The organism is uncultured Anaerococcus sp. (assembly GCF_937934665.1).
In the GTDB taxonomy this organism is placed as follows: domain Bacteria; phylum Bacillota; class Clostridia; order Tissierellales; family Peptoniphilaceae; genus Anaerococcus.
Genome location: NZ_CALGYW010000058.1, coordinates 1 through 19891, shown reverse-complemented (window position 1 = coordinate 19891; position 19891 = coordinate 1). Strand labels below are relative to the sequence as shown.

Genomic DNA, 19891 nt, shown 5'->3' with positions numbered 1-19891 from the left:
TATTTGCAAAGAAAATAAAAAAAGCTAAATGGTCGGTAAAATATTCATTGATTTTTAATTAATGAATATTCTTCTAGTTGTTTTAGCTTTTATCAAAAATTAAATTTATTAAAATTCATTAAAACTTTTTTTAAAATTTCATAAATTCTAAAGATAAATCCTTGAGGGAAAAATTATAATTTACATCTTTTCTCTCAATATTAATTACTGCCTTATTTCTTAATTCTATATCCCTATATAAATTATCAATAAGTTCAAAGGATGGGTTTATAGCATGCGGGTTACCTACGAGTTGAAACATTGTAATATCACCGTTTGTATCTCCATAAGCAAAAGATTTTTCAAGATCAATGTTATATTTTTCTTGTAACTTTCCAACAGCTTTTAATTTATTTTTTCCATCCCACATAGGTAATACTTTACCAGAAAATTTATTATTTTCATCAAAAATATAAGTTGTTGATATAGAATCAGTCGCCTGATATAGTTTTGAAAAGTCATCTACCAGAAAATCTGGAGAACCTGATATAAAGAAAATCAAATCTCCGTTTTTTAAATGTTTTTTAACAGCGTTTCTAGTAATATTATAAACCTTATTTTTATTTTCTTTAAGTACTATTTGGGCATAATGATCTACTACTTTCTTATCTAGCCCGACCATTGATTTTTGGTAGGCTAAGGAAGATTTTTCAAGGTAATCTTCATAGGCCCCTTGTCGATTTTCATATTTACTATATAGGGGGCCAATTTCATCAGTCCAAATTTTTTTATCTACTATGCCAGCTTCTACTAGTTTTAGAAAATGTTCTATTAAAAGTGAATTTCTAAAAAGTGTACCGTCTATATCAAAAAAAGCAGCTCTACTCATTATTTTTTACCTTTTTTCTTTTTCTCTGCGCTTTAAATGTCTTTTGTCCATTTTTATAAGTTCCTAATTTATTTTTCTCTTGTTTTACCTCATGACCTGTAGTTCTTTTTATTGAAACTATTAAATCAATAATAAATCCAACACAGATTCCTACTAGGGCTGATGAGGCTAAAAAAACTGCTATCCATGCCATATTTAGCCCCATTGGAGTATTAAACTTAGTAATAGCATAAATACCAATAAGTAGGGCAAAAATTCCTATTATTAGGGATGGTAAAAATTTAAGTATTTTTCTACTATTGTTAATATAGTGAATAATAACTGTTATTATAGCACTCATTATTACAAGAATAGGTAATATCGCGAGCCTTGAAGAATATTCACTTATTAAATTTATCAATCCACTCATTTTCTCTCCTTAGTCAAATAAGACTTTTTCTATTCTTATACTATTATCAATTGTCATTATCATTGCGGAAGCAAGGCCATCTCTAGGAAGGCTGGGTGATCCTGGGTTTAAAACTAAGACTCCTAAACTTTCAAGCTCTACATACCTATGGATATGTCCAAATATAGCAATGTCACAAGAGTTATCCCTAGCTTTCCCTACTAAGGATCCTATGGAAAAATCAACACTTTCTTTATGGCCATGAGTTAAAAGTATTTTGTAGCCTTCAAGATCTATAAATTTATTATAGGGTTCATTTGAAAAATAGTCATTATTACCCTTTACTACATAATAAGGGATTCCTGTCTCATAATTAATTGACTTGCAATCTTCCACGCCATCTCCGGCGTGAATTAAAAGATCAAAATCTCCGTGACTTAAAATAAGATCAGAAATATTAGAATAGAACCCATGGGTATCGCTAGTTATTAAAATTTTCATATTTTTCTTCCAAGAATTTTTTAAATTCTTTCATAGCCAGTCCCCTATGGCTTATTTTATTTTTAAAATTTATTTCCATTTGGGCAAGACTTTTATCATATTTATCTACATAAAAAATCTTGTCATAACCAAAACCGCCATCTCCTAGTTCATTTTTAGCTATTGTACCGTTAAGTTTTCCTTCAAAATAGTAAGCCTTACCATCGTCATCTATAAAGCATATTACTGTTAAAAAATAAGCTTCTCTGTTATCCTTACCAGATAATTCAGCTAAAAGTTTATCCCTGTTGTCTTTATCTGTTGCATTTTCACCCGCATACCTGTGCGCATAGATACCTGGCCTATTATCAAGAGATTTAACAAAAAGACCTGTATCATCAGAAAACACCTTAGTTTTTTTTAACTTATAGAGTTCATTTGCTTTTTTAAAAGCATTATCTTTTAGAGTTTCACCATCTTCTATTACATCAAAATTATCTATTCCAATATCTTTTGGCATAAGAACTTGATCGTTATCTAATAGTAACTTTACTTGTTCTAATTTATTTACATTGTTGCTTGCAAAAACTAACTTCATAACATCTCCTAATAAAAATAGTATCAAATATTAAGCCTTGTAGTCAAAATTTATTTCTCAATAATATAGTTATACTTATCGAAAGCTTTTTCTACATCAGCAGCACTAGATCCCAAATACTGATCGATACTTACTATAGTGGCTGGAACTCTTGTCGCAATTGCATAGACTGGCGATTTTTCTATTATTCCATCATTTATCCTATGAATCAATATTTCATCTGGTGTTTGTATTAAAATATATCTTTGGTTTGCTAGTACCAAATAATCTTTAAATTGTGTATTAATATTATACACTTGGTCTCTATTTATTGAAGCATTATTAGGATTTAAGATAGAATCTCCTATGGCTATATCTACATTAAAGAAGTTTTGAACAAACTCATCTCCGTCTCCTTTAGAGATTGAAGATTGGAAGGTCCAAATACCTTGACCTCTAACAATACCGAAATTTGTATTGTCAAAGTTTATATCATCAGCATCTGTTTTTGAAAAGTTTTTAATTATCTCATCTTTGACTTTTTCCTTAAAAATTAAGTCACTTTGATCTTCCCCTGTAAATTCTTCAAGAGACATAAATTTATTCTCTGCTATATTATTTGTAGCCATCAACGCGTATTTTCTAATAGGATTTGTGTTATCATCATTAGTGTAATCTATAGATATAAAGTCCCTAGATATGAAATTCATTCTCATATCTAGATTGATATCCTTAAAAATATAATTTTTAAGAAGTAATTCCTCATTATCTTCTTTATCTTTAATTTTTACAGGATATGCCTTTATTTCATCATAAAGATCAGTGAAATTATTTATATCAAGGGATACTCTCCAATATTCATCCTTGTTTTTGATAAAAATGTCTTCAGCTTTTTGATATTTTATAGTTTCATCAGGTTCTATTCTTATTAGGTAAGTGTAATATTTATATAGAGCATTGTCACTTTCTGGATCTACCCTCTCTCTCACTCCTAGGAGGAGAGATAAATCTTCAGCAATGTCTTCACCTTCATCAGTTGTTGTTCTTTCCTTAGAAGCTAATTTAGCGTAAGAATCTTGTACTTTAGAGTCTACCTTGTCAGATATTTTCTTAAGACTGATAATATTTTCATCTTTTATCAAAAACAGATATTTATCTCCAGTGATTATAAAGTCTCTAGAAAATAATTGCCCCTGAGAAGCATTAATAACTATAACATTTCTATCTTTAAAGTCATTATCTGTTTCTATACCCCTGTTATTTAAATAATCCAATAATTTTACATACTTAGAATTAAAAGTTGGAGGGAAAGCATAAGAATCATTTATTGCTACTAAGTTTTTATTTATATAGAGCTTATCACCTAAGTTAATGTTATCAGATTTTTCTCCTAATTTATTGCTCTTTATTTCAATAACCTCCCACGTTCCCTCAATTATAGGATTATCCTGCTTAGGTGTTTGAATCAAATCACTCAAATCATCATTATTGGCATTTGCACATGAAGAAAATATTATAGCTAAAACTGAAATTATAAATAAATTAAATATTTTTTTCATCTTCTAACCTCGGTAATACTACACTTACGACTGTTCCTACTCCATATTTAGACTTAATTATAAGTTTTCCTCCATGAGCTTTTACAATCTCTTCACATATAGAAAGACCAAGACCAGTTTGGGACTTAGAAGAAGAACCCTTATAAAACTTACTAGCTACAAATGCTATCTCATCTTCCTTAATGCCTTCACCGTCATCTTTTACACTTATTTCTATATTATCTTCATTTACATCAACTACTATATCTATTTTTCCACCCAAATCGGTAAATTTAATTGCATTATCGATTATATTTATAAACACTTCTTTCATTCTATTAGTATCAGCATTTATAAATAAGCTCTTATAGTAGGTTGTAAAGGTGAATTTTATACCGTCCGATTGACACCTTGGATAAAGTTGAATGTGAACTTGCTTTACTAGGTCAACTATATCTATTTTTTCTTTTTCATATTTAAATGTACTAGAAGATAACCTTGAAAAGTCAAGCAAATCTTCTACCATCATGGATAGTCTATCCCCTTCAGATTCTATTATCTTTAGGCCCTGACTAACCATATCCGGGTCCTTTTGTATAGTTTCTGACTGTAAGGTTATTGCCCAACCTTTTATAGAAGTTAGCGGTGTCCTAAGTTCATGTGAAACAGAAGATATAAATTCATTTTTCATATCTTCTCTTTTTACTATATTTTCACTAAGTAGATTTAGAGTAGAAGCAAGTTCTGAAATTTCATCTCCTCGTGAATCGTCAGCCTTTATTGTATAATCACCTTGAGCTAAAACTTCTGAAACACCAATTAGTTTTTTTATTGGTTTTATAAAACTATTTGCAGCTATAAATGATACTAATAAAGCTAAAATACTAACAATAATTCCAAATAATAAATATATAAATACATCCTCGTTAATTTGTTTATTAACTCTATCCATAGAACTTGTTAATCTTAAAATCCCTACTTGTTGCTCAGAAGCTTTTAGGGGATAGGATATTGATAAAACCTGCTCTTTAGAGTATATATTTGTATCCTTACTTATACCAGTAGCTCCCTCTTTAGCTTCCTTTACATCCTTAGTGTCTATGACAGATCCTATTTGAGAAGAAGCTATAGAGTCAAAAAGAACAACTCCTGAGTTATCAATTATCTGTACCTGACTATCGTTTTGCCTATAAAATAAATTCTTATCTCCTATTATTACTTCTTGGAGGTCATACCTTGACATATATGAAGCATATTGAAGTTGACTAATCCTCGCTTGATTTTTCATAGAAGATATAAGCGAGGATTCATAATAGTTTTTTATAGAGTTATAGGCAAAAATCTCAAAACCAATAACTGTAGTGAGTACAAAAAGCATTATTATCTTAACAACAGTATATTTCACACTTTTTGACTCTATTAATTTTTTGGTTGTTGATGTAGTTTTTCTTAAACTATTACCTATTTCCATCTATATCCTGTTCCCCAAACCGTTTCTATAAATTGTGGTTTAGCAGGGTTTTCTTCAATCTTAGCCCTGATCCTTCTTATATTAACATCGACAATTTTGGTATCGTTGCTATAGTTTTCTCCCCAGGTTTCTTTCATAATTTCATCCCTGGTCATAGCCTTTCCCTTATTTTTTATAAAATATTCAAGAATTGTAAATTCAGTCGGTGTTACATCAATTTCCCTATCATCTTTATAGAATGTCTTAGAGTAAATATCCAAGGTGAAAGGTCCATCTTTTAGACTTTTTACTTCTTTTTCACTTTCATTTTCTGTTTTTAAATTTACTCTTCTCATTAGTGATTTAACCCTTAAAATCAGTTCTTGGGGGTTAAAGGGCTTTATAATATAATCGTCCGCACCTTTTTCAAGACCTAGGATTTTATCTATATCCTGACTTTTTGCTGAAACCATAATAATACCAGTCATAGGAGACTTATCTCTTATTTTCTCACAGACATCATAACCGCTAATACCAGGTAACATTATATCTAAAATTGCTACCGCAGGTTTGACCTCATCAAAAACTCTAAGTGCTTCTTCTCCGCTTGCTGCTTCATAAGTTTGGTAACCTTGATAATCAAGGTTTATTTTCATAAATTGTCTAATAGGATCTTCATCATCTAAAATCAGGATTTTATTATTCATTACCCATCCTCTCAAAGGCAATTTTAGCAGCACCAATTACACCTGCGTCGTTTAAAAATTCAGCTGGTCTAATTTCTATATTATAAGGTTTATTACAATAGTTTTTAAACTTCTCAACAGTGCCTTCCCACCATATTTCTTTAGAGTTAATGATTCCTCCACCAATTACAATTGCTTCAGGATCGAAAATATTTCTAAGACTTGTTAAGAAATATGCAAGGTTTGATTGGTAATTTTCTAAAACTTCTTTAGCCTTTTCATCTTCATCAACTAGCGAGAAAATTTCCTTACCTTCTAGTCTCTTACCTGTTAGCCTAAAATAATCTTCGCTAATAGCAGGACCAGCGCAATAAGCCTCAGCACACCCATATTGACCACATGTACAATAATTTCCACCTGGATGAAGCATGATATGTCCAAGCTCAGCTCCTTGGAAATGAGCCCCTGATAAAAGTCCTCCATCTTTTGTGATTACTGCTCCACCAAGTCCAGTTCCAAGTGTAATCATAACAACATTATCACAATCCTTACATGCCCCAATCCACTTTTCAGCAACTAAGGCAATGTTTGCATCATTTTCAACAAATACAGGTACATCAACGTATTCTTCTATGGCTTCTTTTAAGTTTAATCCTGTCCATCCATTTATGTTACCAGCAAAGGTGATGATTCCTTTTTCTGAATCAATAAAACCTGGAGTACCAATTCCAATAGCGCTAGCTTCCCTATATGAAAGAGTTTGAATGGATTTTTTGATATTTTCTAATACCACATCCCTACCCTTGCTAGCTTCTGTATCCATCATATGTCTTTCAATGATATTGCCTTCTTCATCTACTAAACATGCATTTATCTTTGTTCCACCAATATCAATTCCTATTACTTTTGCCATATTTGCCTTCCTATTATTCTTTCCTTTAATTTTATCATTTCATCGTATTTTTTTGATACAAACTCTTTTCCTTCTAGGTATTCTAAACCTTTTATTTTTGGAAATACTAGCTTATATGATAATAATATTTGATTATTTACACCGTACTTATCTTTAACTTCCTTGTTAACAGATCTTAATCCGTATTTCCTATCTCCTAAGATTGGAGTATTATTTTCTTTTAAGGAATACCTAATCTGATGAGTCCTTCCAGTTATAAGCTTACACTCTAAAAAAGTATATCTTTTATTGTTTTCTAGAACTTTAAAATAAGTTAGAATATCCTTACCATTCTTATTCTTTTTTACCTTATTTTTATTCTCATTTTTACTTATACTACTATCTATTTTAAAATCTTTATCAATATTTCCGGCTACTAAAGTTAAATAATATTTATCTACATTATTTTCCCTCATAGATTTATTTAAAATCCTGAGAGCTTGACTATTTTTAGCACCTATCACAAGTCCAGCTGTATTTCTATCAAGTCTATTTACAACAGCAGGCTTAAAGGTTTTATCTGACATATCAAATGATCTAGTTTTATAAAGATATGAAAGCATGTTATCAACTAAGTTTTTGCCATAATCTTTTTTACTTGCTGCATGGGTGAGCTGGCCATAATCCTTATCCATTATTATAATATTATCATCTTCATAAACAATATCTAGATTAAAGTCTGCTGGTATAAAATCAGTTTTAGTTAGCCGCTTATTATAATTTTGATCAGAGATATACATTTTGACCTTATCTCCCTCATACACAAAATCATTATTTTTAGCTCTCTTATCATTGATCTTAAAATTCTTTTTTCTTATATTTTTAGAAATTACCGATAAAGGTGCATTTTCAAAATATTTTCTTAGAAACCTATCAAATCTCTGATTCCCCTGGTTTTTACTTATTTCTATTTCTATCATTTTTAATAACTTCTATTTACATAAGAATCTATAAGTGATTCTCTAATTTCTTCGCAAAAGGCGTTTTCGAGCCTTAATTTATCTAATATCTTTTTATTCTTAGAATGAAGAATTAATTTATCACAAGTCTTAACAGATATCTCAAAAATTTGTCCAGTAAGTCTTTTTGACCTCAAATTTATAAAATATGACTCTATATTTTCATAACCAACTAGGTCAATAAGAGAAGCAGTTGCTATATCCTTTAGATAATAATAATTTTCCCTATCGTTTATAAGCCTTGTATGTATCTTTTTCTTCCTAGGCAAATTTTGACATTTAAAAGCTTTAGCATTAGCAAATTTTGCCATTATATTATAATACTGGTAATTGTATATAGCCTCTTCAAGCTGTCTGATATTAGAAAAAGGTTTAAGGCCCAAATCTATTAAAAAATTATAATTCCTTTCCAGAAACTCTTCCTTATTTATCTTTGAATCTGAAAGCAAGTCAATAGATTCTATTCTCCAATCCTCAAATATATCTAATTTTTTTTGTTCAATAATCATAATAAAAAACCGTCTCAAAGAGACGGTTTAAATTAATCCTCTAATTTTAGTTCAATAATTTCTGCTTGGCCTATTTGAGGAACGTCTTCTTTTTTCCAATCTAATCCTAAGTAAATATCTGATTTAGAATATTCTGATAGACTGTCTAATCTTTCAATTAGGTCTTTGATATTGTCCTCATTTATATCAACTACATCGTAGATACCATCGATATAAATTTTTCCTATATCATAATCACGAGCAAGTATTCCAGATACAAATCCTATTAATGATTCTACGTTATTAATCTTGTAAGATTTTGCATTTATAAGTCTAATCTTGTGATCTAAGATTCTTACTTGGCTATCATCTGTGTCTACAAAGATAATATTTGCATTACCAAGTTCTTTTTCGTGGTTTGCTTCTTCCACTAGATATTTTGTTTTACCTGTTCCTTGTTCTCCAACTACTAAATTAATCATAATTTATCCCCCTTAATTTTTTCATAAATTATTTTTTTACTTTTATCACCTTGTATAATAGAGTTTTCTTCCATAAAAGATACAATTTCATCTCTGATAAGCCACCATGACCTATCCCAATTACAAAAAATTGTTTCTTCTTTTGGAGCCCTACCTACAAGTCTTGCTATAGCACAATCAGAATCAATGTATCTTAAAAATTCGATAACATTTTTCTGATATTCTTCTTTAGTCTTAAGTTTTACTTTTCCTTCTTCATACATTTTTGCAAGCTTGCTACCCCTTGCAATAAACAACGAATGAATTTTAACTTCCTTAACATTCAAGGCATTTAATATCCTTGCTGTCTCTATTGTATCATTAATATCATCCCAAGGTAAAGCTAAAATTACATGGGTCGAGATTCTAAAGCCATATTTGTTTATAAGATTGCATGCAGTAATAAAATCTGCTAGGCTCTCTCCTCTGTTTAAAATCTTTAGAGTTTTATAATTGGCTGTTTGAAGTCCTAACTCTATAGTAATGTCCTTACCAGTTTCATCATGCCATTTTTTTAGAAATTTAAGCTTATCTTCGGTAATACAATCACTCCTTGTTGCGATTGATACACCTACTATATAATCTTTATTACAAACTTTAATTATTTCCTTAAACTGATCTAATGGCATATAGGTATTAGAAAAGTTTTGAAAATAGGCAATAAATTTCTTGGCTTTGTATCTTTTAGATATATAGTCCTTATTTTTATTTAACTGGCTATCAACAGATAGGAATGACGGAAGATTTTCAAAGGAACCACCTAATTCAGAACAATAAATACATCCTCCATAGCCACAGGCACCATCTCTATTAGGACATGTTAAGGAAAGTTTTATTGGAAGTTTATAAACTTTCTCCTTATAAATCTTTTTATAATAGTCACTAATCTTATAATAAACCTCAGCCATTAGTAATTTTCGCCATTAGCCTCTGAGTCATATTCTTCGATTAGCTCGTCTATCTTATCATCAGTCCAATAATGGCTAAAGATGTGGAATACATCGTCAATTTCATCTTCATCATCTATCATAGTTAATTCTATATTCTCATCTCCATATATGTCAGTATATCTAAATAAATAAATTTCCTTTGATTCACCAGATAATAAGGCAATGTATTCTTTATCATCGACACTAAAAATATCGATTAAAATACATTCTTCTTCACCTTCACCTAATTGGATAGCTATTACTGCCTTACCTTCATTTTTATTAAATATTACTTCATGGCCGTGTATATCAAATGTTTCTGTCATAGTCACTCCTTGATTGTCTTATTCTATATAATACATTTTCAATTAGGTTTATAATTTTGCTTATATCATCTAATTGACTGTAAAAATATTTTTCATCTTGTTTATATTTTACCCCTAATGATATCATCTTCACATTTAGATTTTTAAAAACGATACTTGAATCTAAGGAGTATTGGCTCTTAATAACCTCTATATCACAATCATATAATTCTTTATAAGCATTAGAGAAAACTCTAGTCAAACTGTTATCTTTATTTTTAAAACTTGGTATAAATAATTTTTCTTCAAACTTTGAATTAGCTATATTAGCAGCTAGGTTGCTTTTTTCTAGCATCTGCCTTATACCTTCTTCAGTCAAAGATCTTAAAACTACAATCATGTTAATTGACGTTTTAAGGCTCCTAATTGTAGCTAAGTTTGAAGATGATATGACTTGATTGTCAATACTATTTACAGCAAAAGTTCCTGATGGACAAAGTTCAACAAAAGATGCAAGGTGGCTAAAAGACTCAGAAGTAATAGGTAGAAGTTCTTTATTTTCTATTTCTTCACACCTGAATACCATATCTGGTTCATAACGTAAATTTTTCTCTATAGCTTCGTTCTTAAATATTTCAAAAGCATTCATAAGGTCGTTTTCAAAAACAGTATTTATAATGAATTCCAGGCTGGCGAAGGCTGGTATATTATCATACCTATCTCCACCAGCTATTGATACCATCTCTAAATCTACTTTTGACTTTAGTTTTCTAAAAAATCCTATTATCATTTTTATAGAATTTTTTCTTACTTTATTAATATTATCCCCAGCATGCCCTCCCATAAGATTATCTAAAGATAACTTATAAGTCTTATAAGCAAAGTCTGGTTTAAACCTTTTTACTGGAATAGTGGTTAGAGATAAGAGCAGGTTTGAAAATTCATCTGCAAGTGCATCAGCCTGTCTTAAATTTAAATTAATAACATTATCAGTCCTTAGCATACTTGTGATTTCCTTATAGTCTTCAATTTTTGATTGAATATTGCTATAAGAAATCAAAATATCAAAAGAAGAGTCTGAATACATCAATAAATAACTTACTATCAGAGCGGATGATACTAAATTTATATTTGTTTCGCTATAAACAGATTCTTTATTATGGCTATCTGAGTAATAAAAAGAAACATCTGATGGATTATCAATATTTAAATGAAAAAGAGCTACAGGATTATTACCCTTTTGTATATAATAAGACTTCTCAAAACTTATTAATTTACATTCTTTTTCTCTAGCTGTATTAAGTATATTTTCAACTATAGTAGGTAAAGTAATCCTATCTTCATTGGTTGCTCTTAATTTTTCTATATAATTTTTTAAATTTGAATTTCCACTTTCACTTGCCATAAGGCCCGCCTAATAATACTTTTTAACCTCAGCATCCTTTGAGATTTCGTTTAATTTTTCTAAATATTTTTCCTGTCTTTTTACCATTAGATATGTTTGGTAAACTTGATCTTTTACTTCTTCAAATGGTTTAGCTTCAGCATCATTAATATCTTCTAATTTTATTAAATGATAACCAAATTGAGACTTAACTGGTTTAGATATTTCTCCTATCTCTAGACTATCAAGCCCATCTTGGAATTCTTTAACCATCACACCTTTTGGGAAAGTTCCTAGTGAACCACCACTTGCAGCTGAAGGATCTTTTGAATATTTTTTAGCTGCTTCTTTAAAGTCAAGTCCATCTTCTATTTCCTTATAAATATCTTCTGCCTTAGTTTCATCATCTACTAAAATATGACTTGCAGTGTATGTTTTATTAGGTGTTATTACTTCTTTATTTTCTTCATAGTATTTCTTAAGCTCATCATCTGTAGGATTTACACTTTCAAAAATCTTATGCATGGCATAATTTTTTAACATATTATCCTTAACTAGGCTTAGTTCATTTTTAAATTCTTCTTCTTCATCTAGTTTGTTTTTGTATGCATCAGCAAGAACAATTTCTTGATTAACCATTTCATCAGTTAATACTTTTATTCCCTCTTCATTTTGAAATCTTTGTCCTTCTTCTATATTTTGCATAAAAGAAATGACATCATTTCTATAAATTTTCTTTCCGTTAACTTCCGCTAAAAGTTTGTTATTATTTTCCATATTCACCTTTCATTCAATTCAATTCTGTTCTTATATATCTTTATATCCTTATTTTTGTATAAACGACCAATGGCTCTTTTAAAGGCTGACTTGCTCATGGCAAAATAAGAATATATCTTATCAGGAGATGATTTGTCAGATAAATCACATGTCCCACCATTTTGATATAGATAATCAAGTATCTTATCGCTGTCATTATCTATTTCTAAATAGGCTCTTTTTCTTAAAGTTAATTCTATCTTTCCATCTTCTTTGACTTCTTTTATTCTAGCAGTTATTTCCTCACCTTCAATATATACACCCTTTAATTCTTTTATCCTTATTAAAGAGTCATACTTGTTATCTATAACTACAAAGGCTCCAATAGACTTATTTATAGAGTAAATCCTTCCTTTTACTATATCATTTTCCCTAAAATTATGATTTATAGATAAAAGTTCTCTTATTTTACTTGTCAAATATAAGTATCCATCTTCTTCTTTAAAGGCTACAGGATATACCATATCCTTGATAATTTTATATGTTCTTTCTTCAAAGGGTAAAAAAACATGTCCTCCTTTTATTTCAAAGTAAACACCTTTTTTTGTTACCTCTACTGCCTTTAAAGAATATATCTCACCTGGTTTATAAGGAAGTTCCCTACTAGCCCTTAAAACTTCATTTAAATCTTTATATAGATACGCTTTAACCTTATCATTTTGTTTTAAGTCTTTGACCTGGTCTTTATCTATTACAGCATCACCAAGTTTTGTTTTTAAGTATGCTTTATTTTTTGTAAATCTTTTAATTGTAAATTCTTTTATAATATTTCTCCTAATTTAACTCATTATAGATAAAGCCTTCTCCTAGAACTTCCGAAATTGTATAGGTAAATATAAAGGCTTTATCATCTATCTCTAGTATATCATCTTTTATAGCTGGAAATGTTCTAATGCTGGTTATAGTCATTACAACTTTCTTACTATTGTGCGAAAATCCACCCTCAGCTTCAAGTAAGGTAACTCCCCCTAGCATGTTTATTAATAAGCATATAATTTATTTCTTTGTATTTATTGAAATAACTACAATTGAAATCTTTCTGCCAAATCCTTGCATAAAATAATCAAATCCCATGGATTAAATCATTATAGCAAGGGTAGCATACATGGCAAGTTCAATACCAAATATAAAAGCAGAAAGGAGAACTACAGTAAAATCTGCAAAAAATAAGCAAACATGGAGGGGAACATTAAAGTATTTATTGAAAATTGCTGCTATTAAATCAGTTCCCCCAGAAGAGGCTTCATGATTAAATACAATAGCAAGTCCAAAGGATACTATTATTGATCCAAACAAAATGTTTATTATCTTATCCTCACCAAGTCTAACATTCGGTATTAATTTTTCAAATAATAAGATGTAGGCTGAAACTGCTAAGGAGGATATTAAAGATTTTTTTGCAAAATCAAATCCAATAAAAATCACACCCGCTAATAATACTAGAATATTTAAACTTAGGTTAACTATTCCTAGGTTTACAAACGGAAATGCTTTTGATAATACTAAAGCAAAGCCATAAAGTCCTCCAGCCGCTATATTTTGACTTAATAGAAAAAAACCGCTAGCTATAAGAAAGGATCCAAAAAAGATCCAAAGGTATTTTTTCATACAAACTCCTTATATTATAATAAAATCGTATCATAAATTGGAGATTTATTCAATAAAGTCAAATAAAAAAGGTAGCAAATATAAATACAAATCCCACTAGAATTAAACTTTTATCTTAGTAAATATTTTGTTAATAATTCTATTGCTAGGGACTTATACTTCATATTGCCACCCTTTTGTCAATCTAGCCACTTAGGAATTATCTCATTAAAGTCATCATACATTCGAAGTAAAGAATCTATTTCTTCACTACTTAAATATGATTCCGTTTTATTTCTTATATCTATGATGCTATCTAGGACAGCTGTTGCCTGATAAAGACTTAATAGTCGGAAAAATTTTCTAGTAGGATTGCCTTCTTCATGGTAAGAAGATAGGGCAGATCTTGCAAATATCGGATATTTAATAGCTATTTTGTTTATTTCAACGAAGTCTATTATACCATCCCCATATTCTAGCTTTTTAATTCCCCTTAAGTCTAAAGAGTTTTTCTTATATATCCTAATGTTTTTATCACTAATATTCTTATAAAGCAAATTTATTGCAGTATTTTCTGTTAGATACTTATTGGCATTGATAAAATCGACCAATATATAATCTCTATCACCGATTTCACTTAGGCCATGTCTGTAGAAAATCTTATTAGACTTTATCAAAAAATAATTTTGCCAATCTATATTCTCACTTGATTTTATACTATGAAGCTTTTTAAGAGCAAGACCAAATTTGCTACCGATTTTTTCCTGCTCTTTTTCACTTGCTTTTTCCAGAAAATCTTTTAAAGCAGTCTCATCCCTATATTCGTAAACTTTAAAAGATTTCTCTATATCTGGCATTAAACCTCTTTCATATATCTTTAAAGGGTTAAGACCAGCATTTTCTAATACTTCGTTTATAAATGCTTCATTTTCTATTTCATCGAGTTGATCAAAATCATAAACCGCGAAAACATAAGATTTATCATTTTTATCTACTTTATATTTACTGGAACCTATCTTTTGAAATTCATAGGTCTCATCTAAATTTTTAAAAATATTAGTATGACCTAGGATATTTCTAATATCACTAGTCATTTTTCATTCCTTATTTATTATGTTCTTTTACTAAAGTTTCAACTTCCTCTGCAAGTTCTAAATCAACAGCCTTTTCTGCAAAAGCTTTTTCTTCTTCTAAATTGGATTTTAGGATAGTATCTTTTATCTCAGCTATTTTTGCTGAAGATCCTGAAAATTCATCTAGACCTAATCCTAATAAAAGTTTAGTTGCTTCAGTATCTCCTGCGAAGGCTCCGCACATACCTGTCCATTTACCTGCTTTGTGAGATACATCAATTACATGTTTTATAGCTCTTAGAACTGCTGGGTTATAGTTTGAGTACATATGAGCTATATTTTCATTTCCTCTATCTACAGCCAAGGTATATTGGGTTAGGTCGTTTGTACCGATAGAGAAGAAATCGGCATATTTTATAAACTTATCTGCCATAATTATAGAAGCTGAAGTTTCAACCATGATCCCTACATCTAAATCTTTATTGTAGTCAATACCTTCCTTATCAAATTCTTTTTTAATTTCCTCAATAAGGTCGATAGATTTTTTCAGTTCATCTATATTTACTACAAATGGGATCATTATCTTTAAGTTACCGAAGGCAGAAGCTCTTACTAAGGCCCTTAACTGGGTTTTAAAGATATCTTCTTTATCTAAGCAAAGACGTATTGCTCTGTATCCTAAGAATGGGTTTTCTTCTTCTGGGAATTTAAAATAATCAAGTCCCTTATCCCCACCTATATCAAGTGTTCTTATGATTAGTGGTTTTTCACCTAACATTTCTGTAGCTTCTTTATAAACTTCAAACTGTACTTCTTCACTTGGGAATTCTGAACTCTCCATGTATAGGAATTCAGTTCTAAATAAACCAACACCGTCACAACCATTTTCTATGGCAAGTCTTAAATCTTCAATGTTTCCTATATTGGCTGATACTTCTATTTTTTTGCCATCTTTAGTTACAGCTTCTTTATCTTTTATAGTTTTGAGTCTTTCTTTCTTTTCTCTTTGTTCAACGATTAGTTTCTCGTATTTAGCAAGTTCTTCTTCACTTGGATCAATAATTAATATACCCTCGTAACCATCTATAATAGCTTTTTCTCCACCTTTTAGTTTAGTAGATACATCCGCCATACCTACGAGTGCTGGCATATCAAGTGTTTGAGCTATTATTGATGTATGGCTTGTTTTACCACCTAAGTCGGTTGCAAAACCTACAACAGCTTTCTTATCCATGTTAGCTGTATCAGATGGAGTAAGTTCCTTTGATATAATTATGCTTCCCTTATCAAGATTTGATAGATCTTTTGGTTTTATTCCCTTTAGTTTATACATTACTTGGAAACCGATATCTTGATAATCGCTTGCTCTTTCTTTTAGGTACTCATCGTCTAGAGCACTCATTATTTCTACCATTTCCTTAATAGTTTCATCTAAGGCAAGTTCACTATTTTTGTTTTCATTTTTGATTTTGCCTTCAATGGTATCTGAAAAGTATGGGTCTTGGAGTAATTCTTTATGGGCATTTGCTATATTTTGTTGAGCTTCAGTTGGGTTATCAAGATTGCTTAAATCGTTGAAATAAGCGTCAATAGCGTCTTTTACCTTTTTATATTCACTATCAGCAACTTCTGGCTTTATTTTAGCTTGGTTAATATCTATTTTTTCTCTGGTAAATAAATAAATATTACCTATAGCATAACCATTACTAGCCTTAATTCCTTCATATCTTTCAGTCATATAACTTATTCTCCTTTATAATTATGTTTTAAAAAAAGGATACTGTAAAAGTATCCTTTATAGACTTGATTTTATTCAGCTAAATTCTCAACAAATTCAACTAATTCATCAGCGAATTTTTCTTCATCATCGCCTTCAACGATTAGTTTAATTTCTGTTCCTTTAGCAATTCCAAGGCTCATAACATTGAAGATGCTCTTAGCGTTTGCTTCTTTTTCATCTTTAATAATTGTAACTTCACCTGGGTAATTTTTTACAAATTGTACTAATGATGCTGCTGGTCTAGCGTGTAAACCTGTCTCATTTGTAACTACTACTGTTCTTTCTGCCATAAAATCCTCCTAATTGATTTATATTTATACTTATATTTTACTATATTTTAGAAATTTAACAATACTTTAACTAATAACTTTACTAGATTCTCGTTCATGAATTTGCGCTTCAATAATCCAATCATTTTCTAAGATTTCTGCTTCATGCTTGATTCTTTTAATCAAAGCTCTTATTGAAATAGCGCCGATATCATAATATGGAATAGATACTGTTGTTAGCTTTGGTCTGTAAATACTTGCAATTTTATTATCTCCAAAACCGACGACTGAAAGATCGTCAGGAACCTTTATTCCGTGATCGACACAATAATTCATAAACCCAATTGCTAGCTCATCATTAACACAAGCTACTGCACTTATTTTTTCTTTCTTAATAATTTCAATAGCCTTATCTGCGTTAGTATATCCATCATCGCTTAGCATGCCATCTATTCTAAGGATATGGGACTTATCTTCTCCCACAGCCTTCTCGTATCCTTTAATCATTGATTCATTTATAACATTTTGCTCGCTACCAGCTATTAGTAAAATGTCTTCATGGCCAGCTTCGGTTAAACTATTTACTAGCTTATATTCTTCACTTTCATAGTCAACTTTTACTGTTTTTATATTTTTATAATTATGATATTTGTCAAGTAAGACGAAAGGAATCCTAGTTTCTCTTAGTTTTACTAGAATTTCTGTAGAAATATCTTCAGTAATGATTACAAGTCCTTCAACTTGCTTGGTAGCCAAAAAGTCAATAGAATTTTCTACTTGTTTATCATCACCATAGGAGCTTGTAAGTAAAATATCATACTTATAAACCCTACCTATCTCTTCAATGCCTCTTATCAATTGAGCCATATATTCTATACCGATATCCTTAACAATGACACCTACTAGGTTTGATTTTCTCATTACCAAAGACCTAGCTAATTCATTAGGTTTAAAGTCAAGCTTGTTAATTGCATCTACTACTTTTCTTCTTGCTTCTGGACTTACAGGTTTTGAATTGTTCATAACCCTTGAAACTGTAGATATTGATACGCCTGCAAGCTTAGCAACGTCTTTAATTGTTGGTTGTCCCATATTTCCTCCATTATAGAAAAGACCATCATATAGATGGCCTTAGCTTAACCTGCAATTACGTTTTTCACAATATCTATTACATCTATGATTAATGATGAATAGTCAGTAATTGATGCAACTCCAGCTCCGAAAGTATCAACACTGTCAACAGCAGTTATACCTACATAGTTGACTGTATCTTTTACATCGTCAGCTATAGAATTTACGCTTGTCATAGTGTCGTTTACCTTTGCTATTGCCATCTTTAAGTTTGGATCTGTTACTACATTATTCACATTCTCAACTAAACTACTTGCTTCATTTGTAAGATGTGGCAATTTTGTAATTACATTATCAATGTTACTTGAATTTTTATCAAGTATTCCTTGAACGCTTCCCAACAATTTGTTCACCTTAACTAATACTAGCACTAAAAATACAAGGGCTAGTATAGCTAAGACTGTCATAATAATATTGCCCAGAAGATCAAAATCTATGGTTACACTCATTTATATCTCCTTGACTAAATATTTTTATGTTTAACTTTTAAATCGTTCTCTTTTACCTTCTCTTTTGTATCTTTTGCTTCTTTTTTAACTTCTTTAGCACCTGCTTTTACATCTTTTTTTGCATCTTTAGCTTCAGCTGAAACTTCTTCTTTCTTTTCATCAGCAACTTTAGATATTTCTCCGGCACTTTCTTTTACTATTTCTTTAACGTCTTTAGCGCCATCAGCTAGTGAATCTTTTACTCCTTTAGAAGCATCTTTGATTTGTATGCCTGTATCTTTTGCTACTTCTGATCCATATTCAATACCATCTTTGATTGGTTGAAGATCTGTATAAGCTCTGTATTTTAAGTCTTCATAACCATCTTTAGCTTGGTCAATTACGTCATTTGTAGTATCTCTTACAGTTTCTACTGTATCATTAAAAGCTTCTTTTAAGTCTTCTCTAGTTTGTTTTCCTGATTTTGGTGCAAGTAAGATACCTGCTGCCGCTCCAGCTAAAGCACCTATTAAAAGGCCTTGACCTCTCATTCTTGAATCATGATTTTTCGCTTTCCAAATTTCATATTTGATTTCTCTTTGTTTTGCTTTTGCTTTGCTTTCAATATAATCTGATAGTGACATATATATAATCTCCTTTTATTTTAGTCTTACTAATTATTACCCAAAAATATTTTTTTAAAACTTAATTTAATCCTAAGGTGGTCCTTAACTTAAGACCTTCCCGTATGTGAAGGTGGGCAAGCTGTCCAAAATCTCTGACTTCCACTCAATGGAGGCTTGTCATCAAAGTTGAAACTCCGCAATCCCTTATAAAGTTTGTAGGTTTAAATTGGACCTGTACCTTAGGATACCTTAATTATAATATATTTTTCATGAATTTGCAAGATAAATCTTTTCATAAATCCGACAAAAAAGGCTTGAAATCAGGAATATTCTTAAGGATAATACTTTCCTGACTGATAAATTCAGTAAATTTCAAATAATATGAGTGAAGAAGAAATCTATCAAATTCATAATCTGATCCATAAAGCTTATCACCTACTATAGGGTGCCCTAAATTTTTAAGACTTGCCCTAATTTGATGTGTTTTACCTGTTTTTATATCACATTCTATAAGAGAAAATTTATCGTTATATTCTAGGGTTTTAAAATAAGTAATTGCAAGTTTCCCCTTATCATCTTTTTTATATTCCTTACTTGATTCATCATAGATAAGCTTTATTTTATATAATGTATCAATTTTAAAATCTCCTTCGACA

General features: G+C 30.2%; 25 protein-coding genes. All 25 read right to left on the bottom strand.

Features of this window, described 5'->3' with window-relative positions; translation table 11 throughout:
* Positions 1-130: 130 nt before the first annotated feature.
* Positions 131-868 (bottom strand): HAD family phosphatase, encoded by a 738-nt coding sequence (locus tag Q0410_RS02715; RefSeq protein WP_299032605.1) that lies wholly within the window; start codon positions 866-868, stop codon positions 131-133.
* Positions 861-1277, bottom strand: a complete 417-nt coding sequence (locus tag Q0410_RS02710) for a hypothetical protein (protein ID WP_299032603.1) — start codon at positions 1275-1277, stop codon at positions 861-863. Before Q0410_RS02710 ends, Q0410_RS02715 begins: the two co-directional genes overlap by 8 nt.
* 9 nt (positions 1278-1286) lie before the next feature.
* Positions 1287-1757, bottom strand: a complete 471-nt coding sequence (locus tag Q0410_RS02705; RefSeq protein ID WP_299032601.1) for a YfcE family phosphodiesterase — start codon at positions 1755-1757, stop codon at positions 1287-1289.
* Positions 1738-2334, bottom strand: coding sequence for an RdgB/HAM1 family non-canonical purine NTP pyrophosphatase (rdgB, locus tag Q0410_RS02700; protein WP_299032599.1), 597 nt, complete (start codon positions 2332-2334; stop codon positions 1738-1740). The genes Q0410_RS02705 and rdgB overlap by 20 nt, the downstream gene beginning before the upstream one ends.
* 50 nt (positions 2335-2384) lie before the next feature.
* Positions 2385-3872: a hypothetical protein gene (locus Q0410_RS02695; protein WP_299032598.1), complete on the bottom strand. Its 1488-nt coding sequence runs from the start codon at positions 3870-3872 to the stop codon at positions 2385-2387.
* Positions 3856-5322: a HAMP domain-containing sensor histidine kinase gene (locus Q0410_RS02690; RefSeq protein ID WP_299032597.1), complete on the bottom strand. Its 1467-nt coding sequence runs from the start codon at positions 5320-5322 to the stop codon at positions 3856-3858. The genes Q0410_RS02695 and Q0410_RS02690 overlap by 17 nt, the downstream gene beginning before the upstream one ends.
* On the bottom strand, positions 5313-6008 hold the full coding sequence (locus tag Q0410_RS02685) for a response regulator transcription factor (protein ID WP_299032595.1): 696 nt from the start codon (positions 6006-6008) through the stop codon (positions 5313-5315). The genes Q0410_RS02690 and Q0410_RS02685 overlap by 10 nt, the downstream gene beginning before the upstream one ends.
* Positions 6001-6900, bottom strand: a complete 900-nt coding sequence (locus Q0410_RS02680) for an ROK family protein (RefSeq protein WP_299032593.1) — start codon at positions 6898-6900, stop codon at positions 6001-6003. Before Q0410_RS02680 ends, Q0410_RS02685 begins: the two co-directional genes overlap by 8 nt.
* On the bottom strand, positions 6888-7859 hold the full coding sequence (locus tag Q0410_RS02675) for an RluA family pseudouridine synthase (protein ID WP_299032591.1): 972 nt from the start codon (positions 7857-7859) through the stop codon (positions 6888-6890). The genes Q0410_RS02680 and Q0410_RS02675 overlap by 13 nt, the downstream gene beginning before the upstream one ends.
* Positions 7860-7861: 2 nt before the next feature.
* Complete coding sequence (locus tag Q0410_RS02670) at positions 7862-8407, bottom strand: DUF6648 family protein (protein WP_299032589.1); 546 nt, start codon at positions 8405-8407, stop codon at positions 7862-7864.
* A 32-nt stretch (positions 8408-8439) separates the two neighbouring features.
* Positions 8440-8868 (bottom strand): hypothetical protein, encoded by a 429-nt coding sequence (locus Q0410_RS02665; RefSeq protein ID WP_299032587.1) that lies wholly within the window; start codon positions 8866-8868, stop codon positions 8440-8442.
* The gene (locus Q0410_RS02660) at positions 8865-9815 is read right to left on the bottom strand and encodes a TIGR01212 family radical SAM protein (protein ID WP_299032585.1); all 951 of its coding nucleotides are present in this window, start codon (positions 9813-9815) and stop codon (positions 8865-8867) included. The genes Q0410_RS02665 and Q0410_RS02660 overlap by 4 nt, the downstream gene beginning before the upstream one ends.
* A complete protein-coding gene (locus Q0410_RS02655; protein ID WP_299032583.1) occupies positions 9815-10162 on the bottom strand; it encodes a DUF1292 domain-containing protein in 348 nt (115 codons plus the stop codon). The genes Q0410_RS02660 and Q0410_RS02655 overlap by 1 nt, the downstream gene beginning before the upstream one ends.
* On the bottom strand, positions 10146-11546 hold the full coding sequence (locus tag Q0410_RS02650; protein WP_299032581.1) for a hypothetical protein: 1401 nt from the start codon (positions 11544-11546) through the stop codon (positions 10146-10148). The genes Q0410_RS02655 and Q0410_RS02650 overlap by 17 nt, the downstream gene beginning before the upstream one ends.
* A 9-nt stretch (positions 11547-11555) precedes the next feature.
* Complete coding sequence (locus tag Q0410_RS02645; protein WP_299032579.1) at positions 11556-12302, bottom strand: peptidylprolyl isomerase; 747 nt, start codon at positions 12300-12302, stop codon at positions 11556-11558.
* A 2-nt stretch (positions 12303-12304) separates the two neighbouring features.
* On the bottom strand, positions 12305-12805 hold the full coding sequence (locus Q0410_RS02640) for a S1 RNA-binding domain-containing protein (protein ID WP_299032577.1): 501 nt from the start codon (positions 12803-12805) through the stop codon (positions 12305-12307).
* Between the two features lie 310 nt (positions 12806-13115).
* Positions 13116-13316, bottom strand: coding sequence for a YitT family protein (locus tag Q0410_RS02635; protein ID WP_299032575.1), 201 nt, complete (start codon positions 13314-13316; stop codon positions 13116-13118).
* A 102-nt stretch (positions 13317-13418) separates the two neighbouring features.
* Positions 13419-13949 carry a YitT family protein gene (locus Q0410_RS02630; RefSeq protein ID WP_299032573.1) on the bottom strand — a complete coding sequence of 177 codons (531 nt, stop codon included), beginning with the start codon at positions 13947-13949 and terminating at the stop codon, positions 13419-13421.
* Between the two features lie 179 nt (positions 13950-14128).
* Positions 14129-15022, bottom strand: coding sequence for a phosphotransferase (locus Q0410_RS02625; protein ID WP_299032571.1), 894 nt, complete (start codon positions 15020-15022; stop codon positions 14129-14131).
* Positions 15023-15032: 10 nt separating this feature from the next.
* Positions 15033-16739, bottom strand: a complete 1707-nt coding sequence (gene ptsP / locus Q0410_RS02620) for a phosphoenolpyruvate--protein phosphotransferase (RefSeq protein WP_299032569.1) — start codon at positions 16737-16739, stop codon at positions 15033-15035.
* Between the two features lie 71 nt (positions 16740-16810).
* On the bottom strand, positions 16811-17071 hold the full coding sequence (locus Q0410_RS02615; RefSeq protein WP_209771828.1) for an HPr family phosphocarrier protein: 261 nt from the start codon (positions 17069-17071) through the stop codon (positions 16811-16813).
* Positions 17072-17137: 66 nt separating this feature from the next.
* Positions 17138-18142, bottom strand: coding sequence for a LacI family DNA-binding transcriptional regulator (locus Q0410_RS02610; RefSeq protein ID WP_299032564.1), 1005 nt, complete (start codon positions 18140-18142; stop codon positions 17138-17140).
* A gap of 44 nt (positions 18143-18186) precedes the next feature.
* The gene (locus Q0410_RS02605) at positions 18187-18417 is read right to left on the bottom strand and encodes a hypothetical protein (protein WP_299032562.1); all 231 of its coding nucleotides are present in this window, start codon (positions 18415-18417) and stop codon (positions 18187-18189) included.
* Between the two features lie 227 nt (positions 18418-18644).
* The gene (locus Q0410_RS02600; protein WP_299032560.1) at positions 18645-19253 is read right to left on the bottom strand and encodes a YtxH domain-containing protein; all 609 of its coding nucleotides are present in this window, start codon (positions 19251-19253) and stop codon (positions 18645-18647) included.
* A 274-nt stretch (positions 19254-19527) separates the two neighbouring features.
* A partial coding sequence (locus Q0410_RS02595; RefSeq protein ID WP_299032558.1) for an RNA pseudouridine synthase occupies positions 19528-19891 on the bottom strand: 364 nt, incomplete at its 5' end.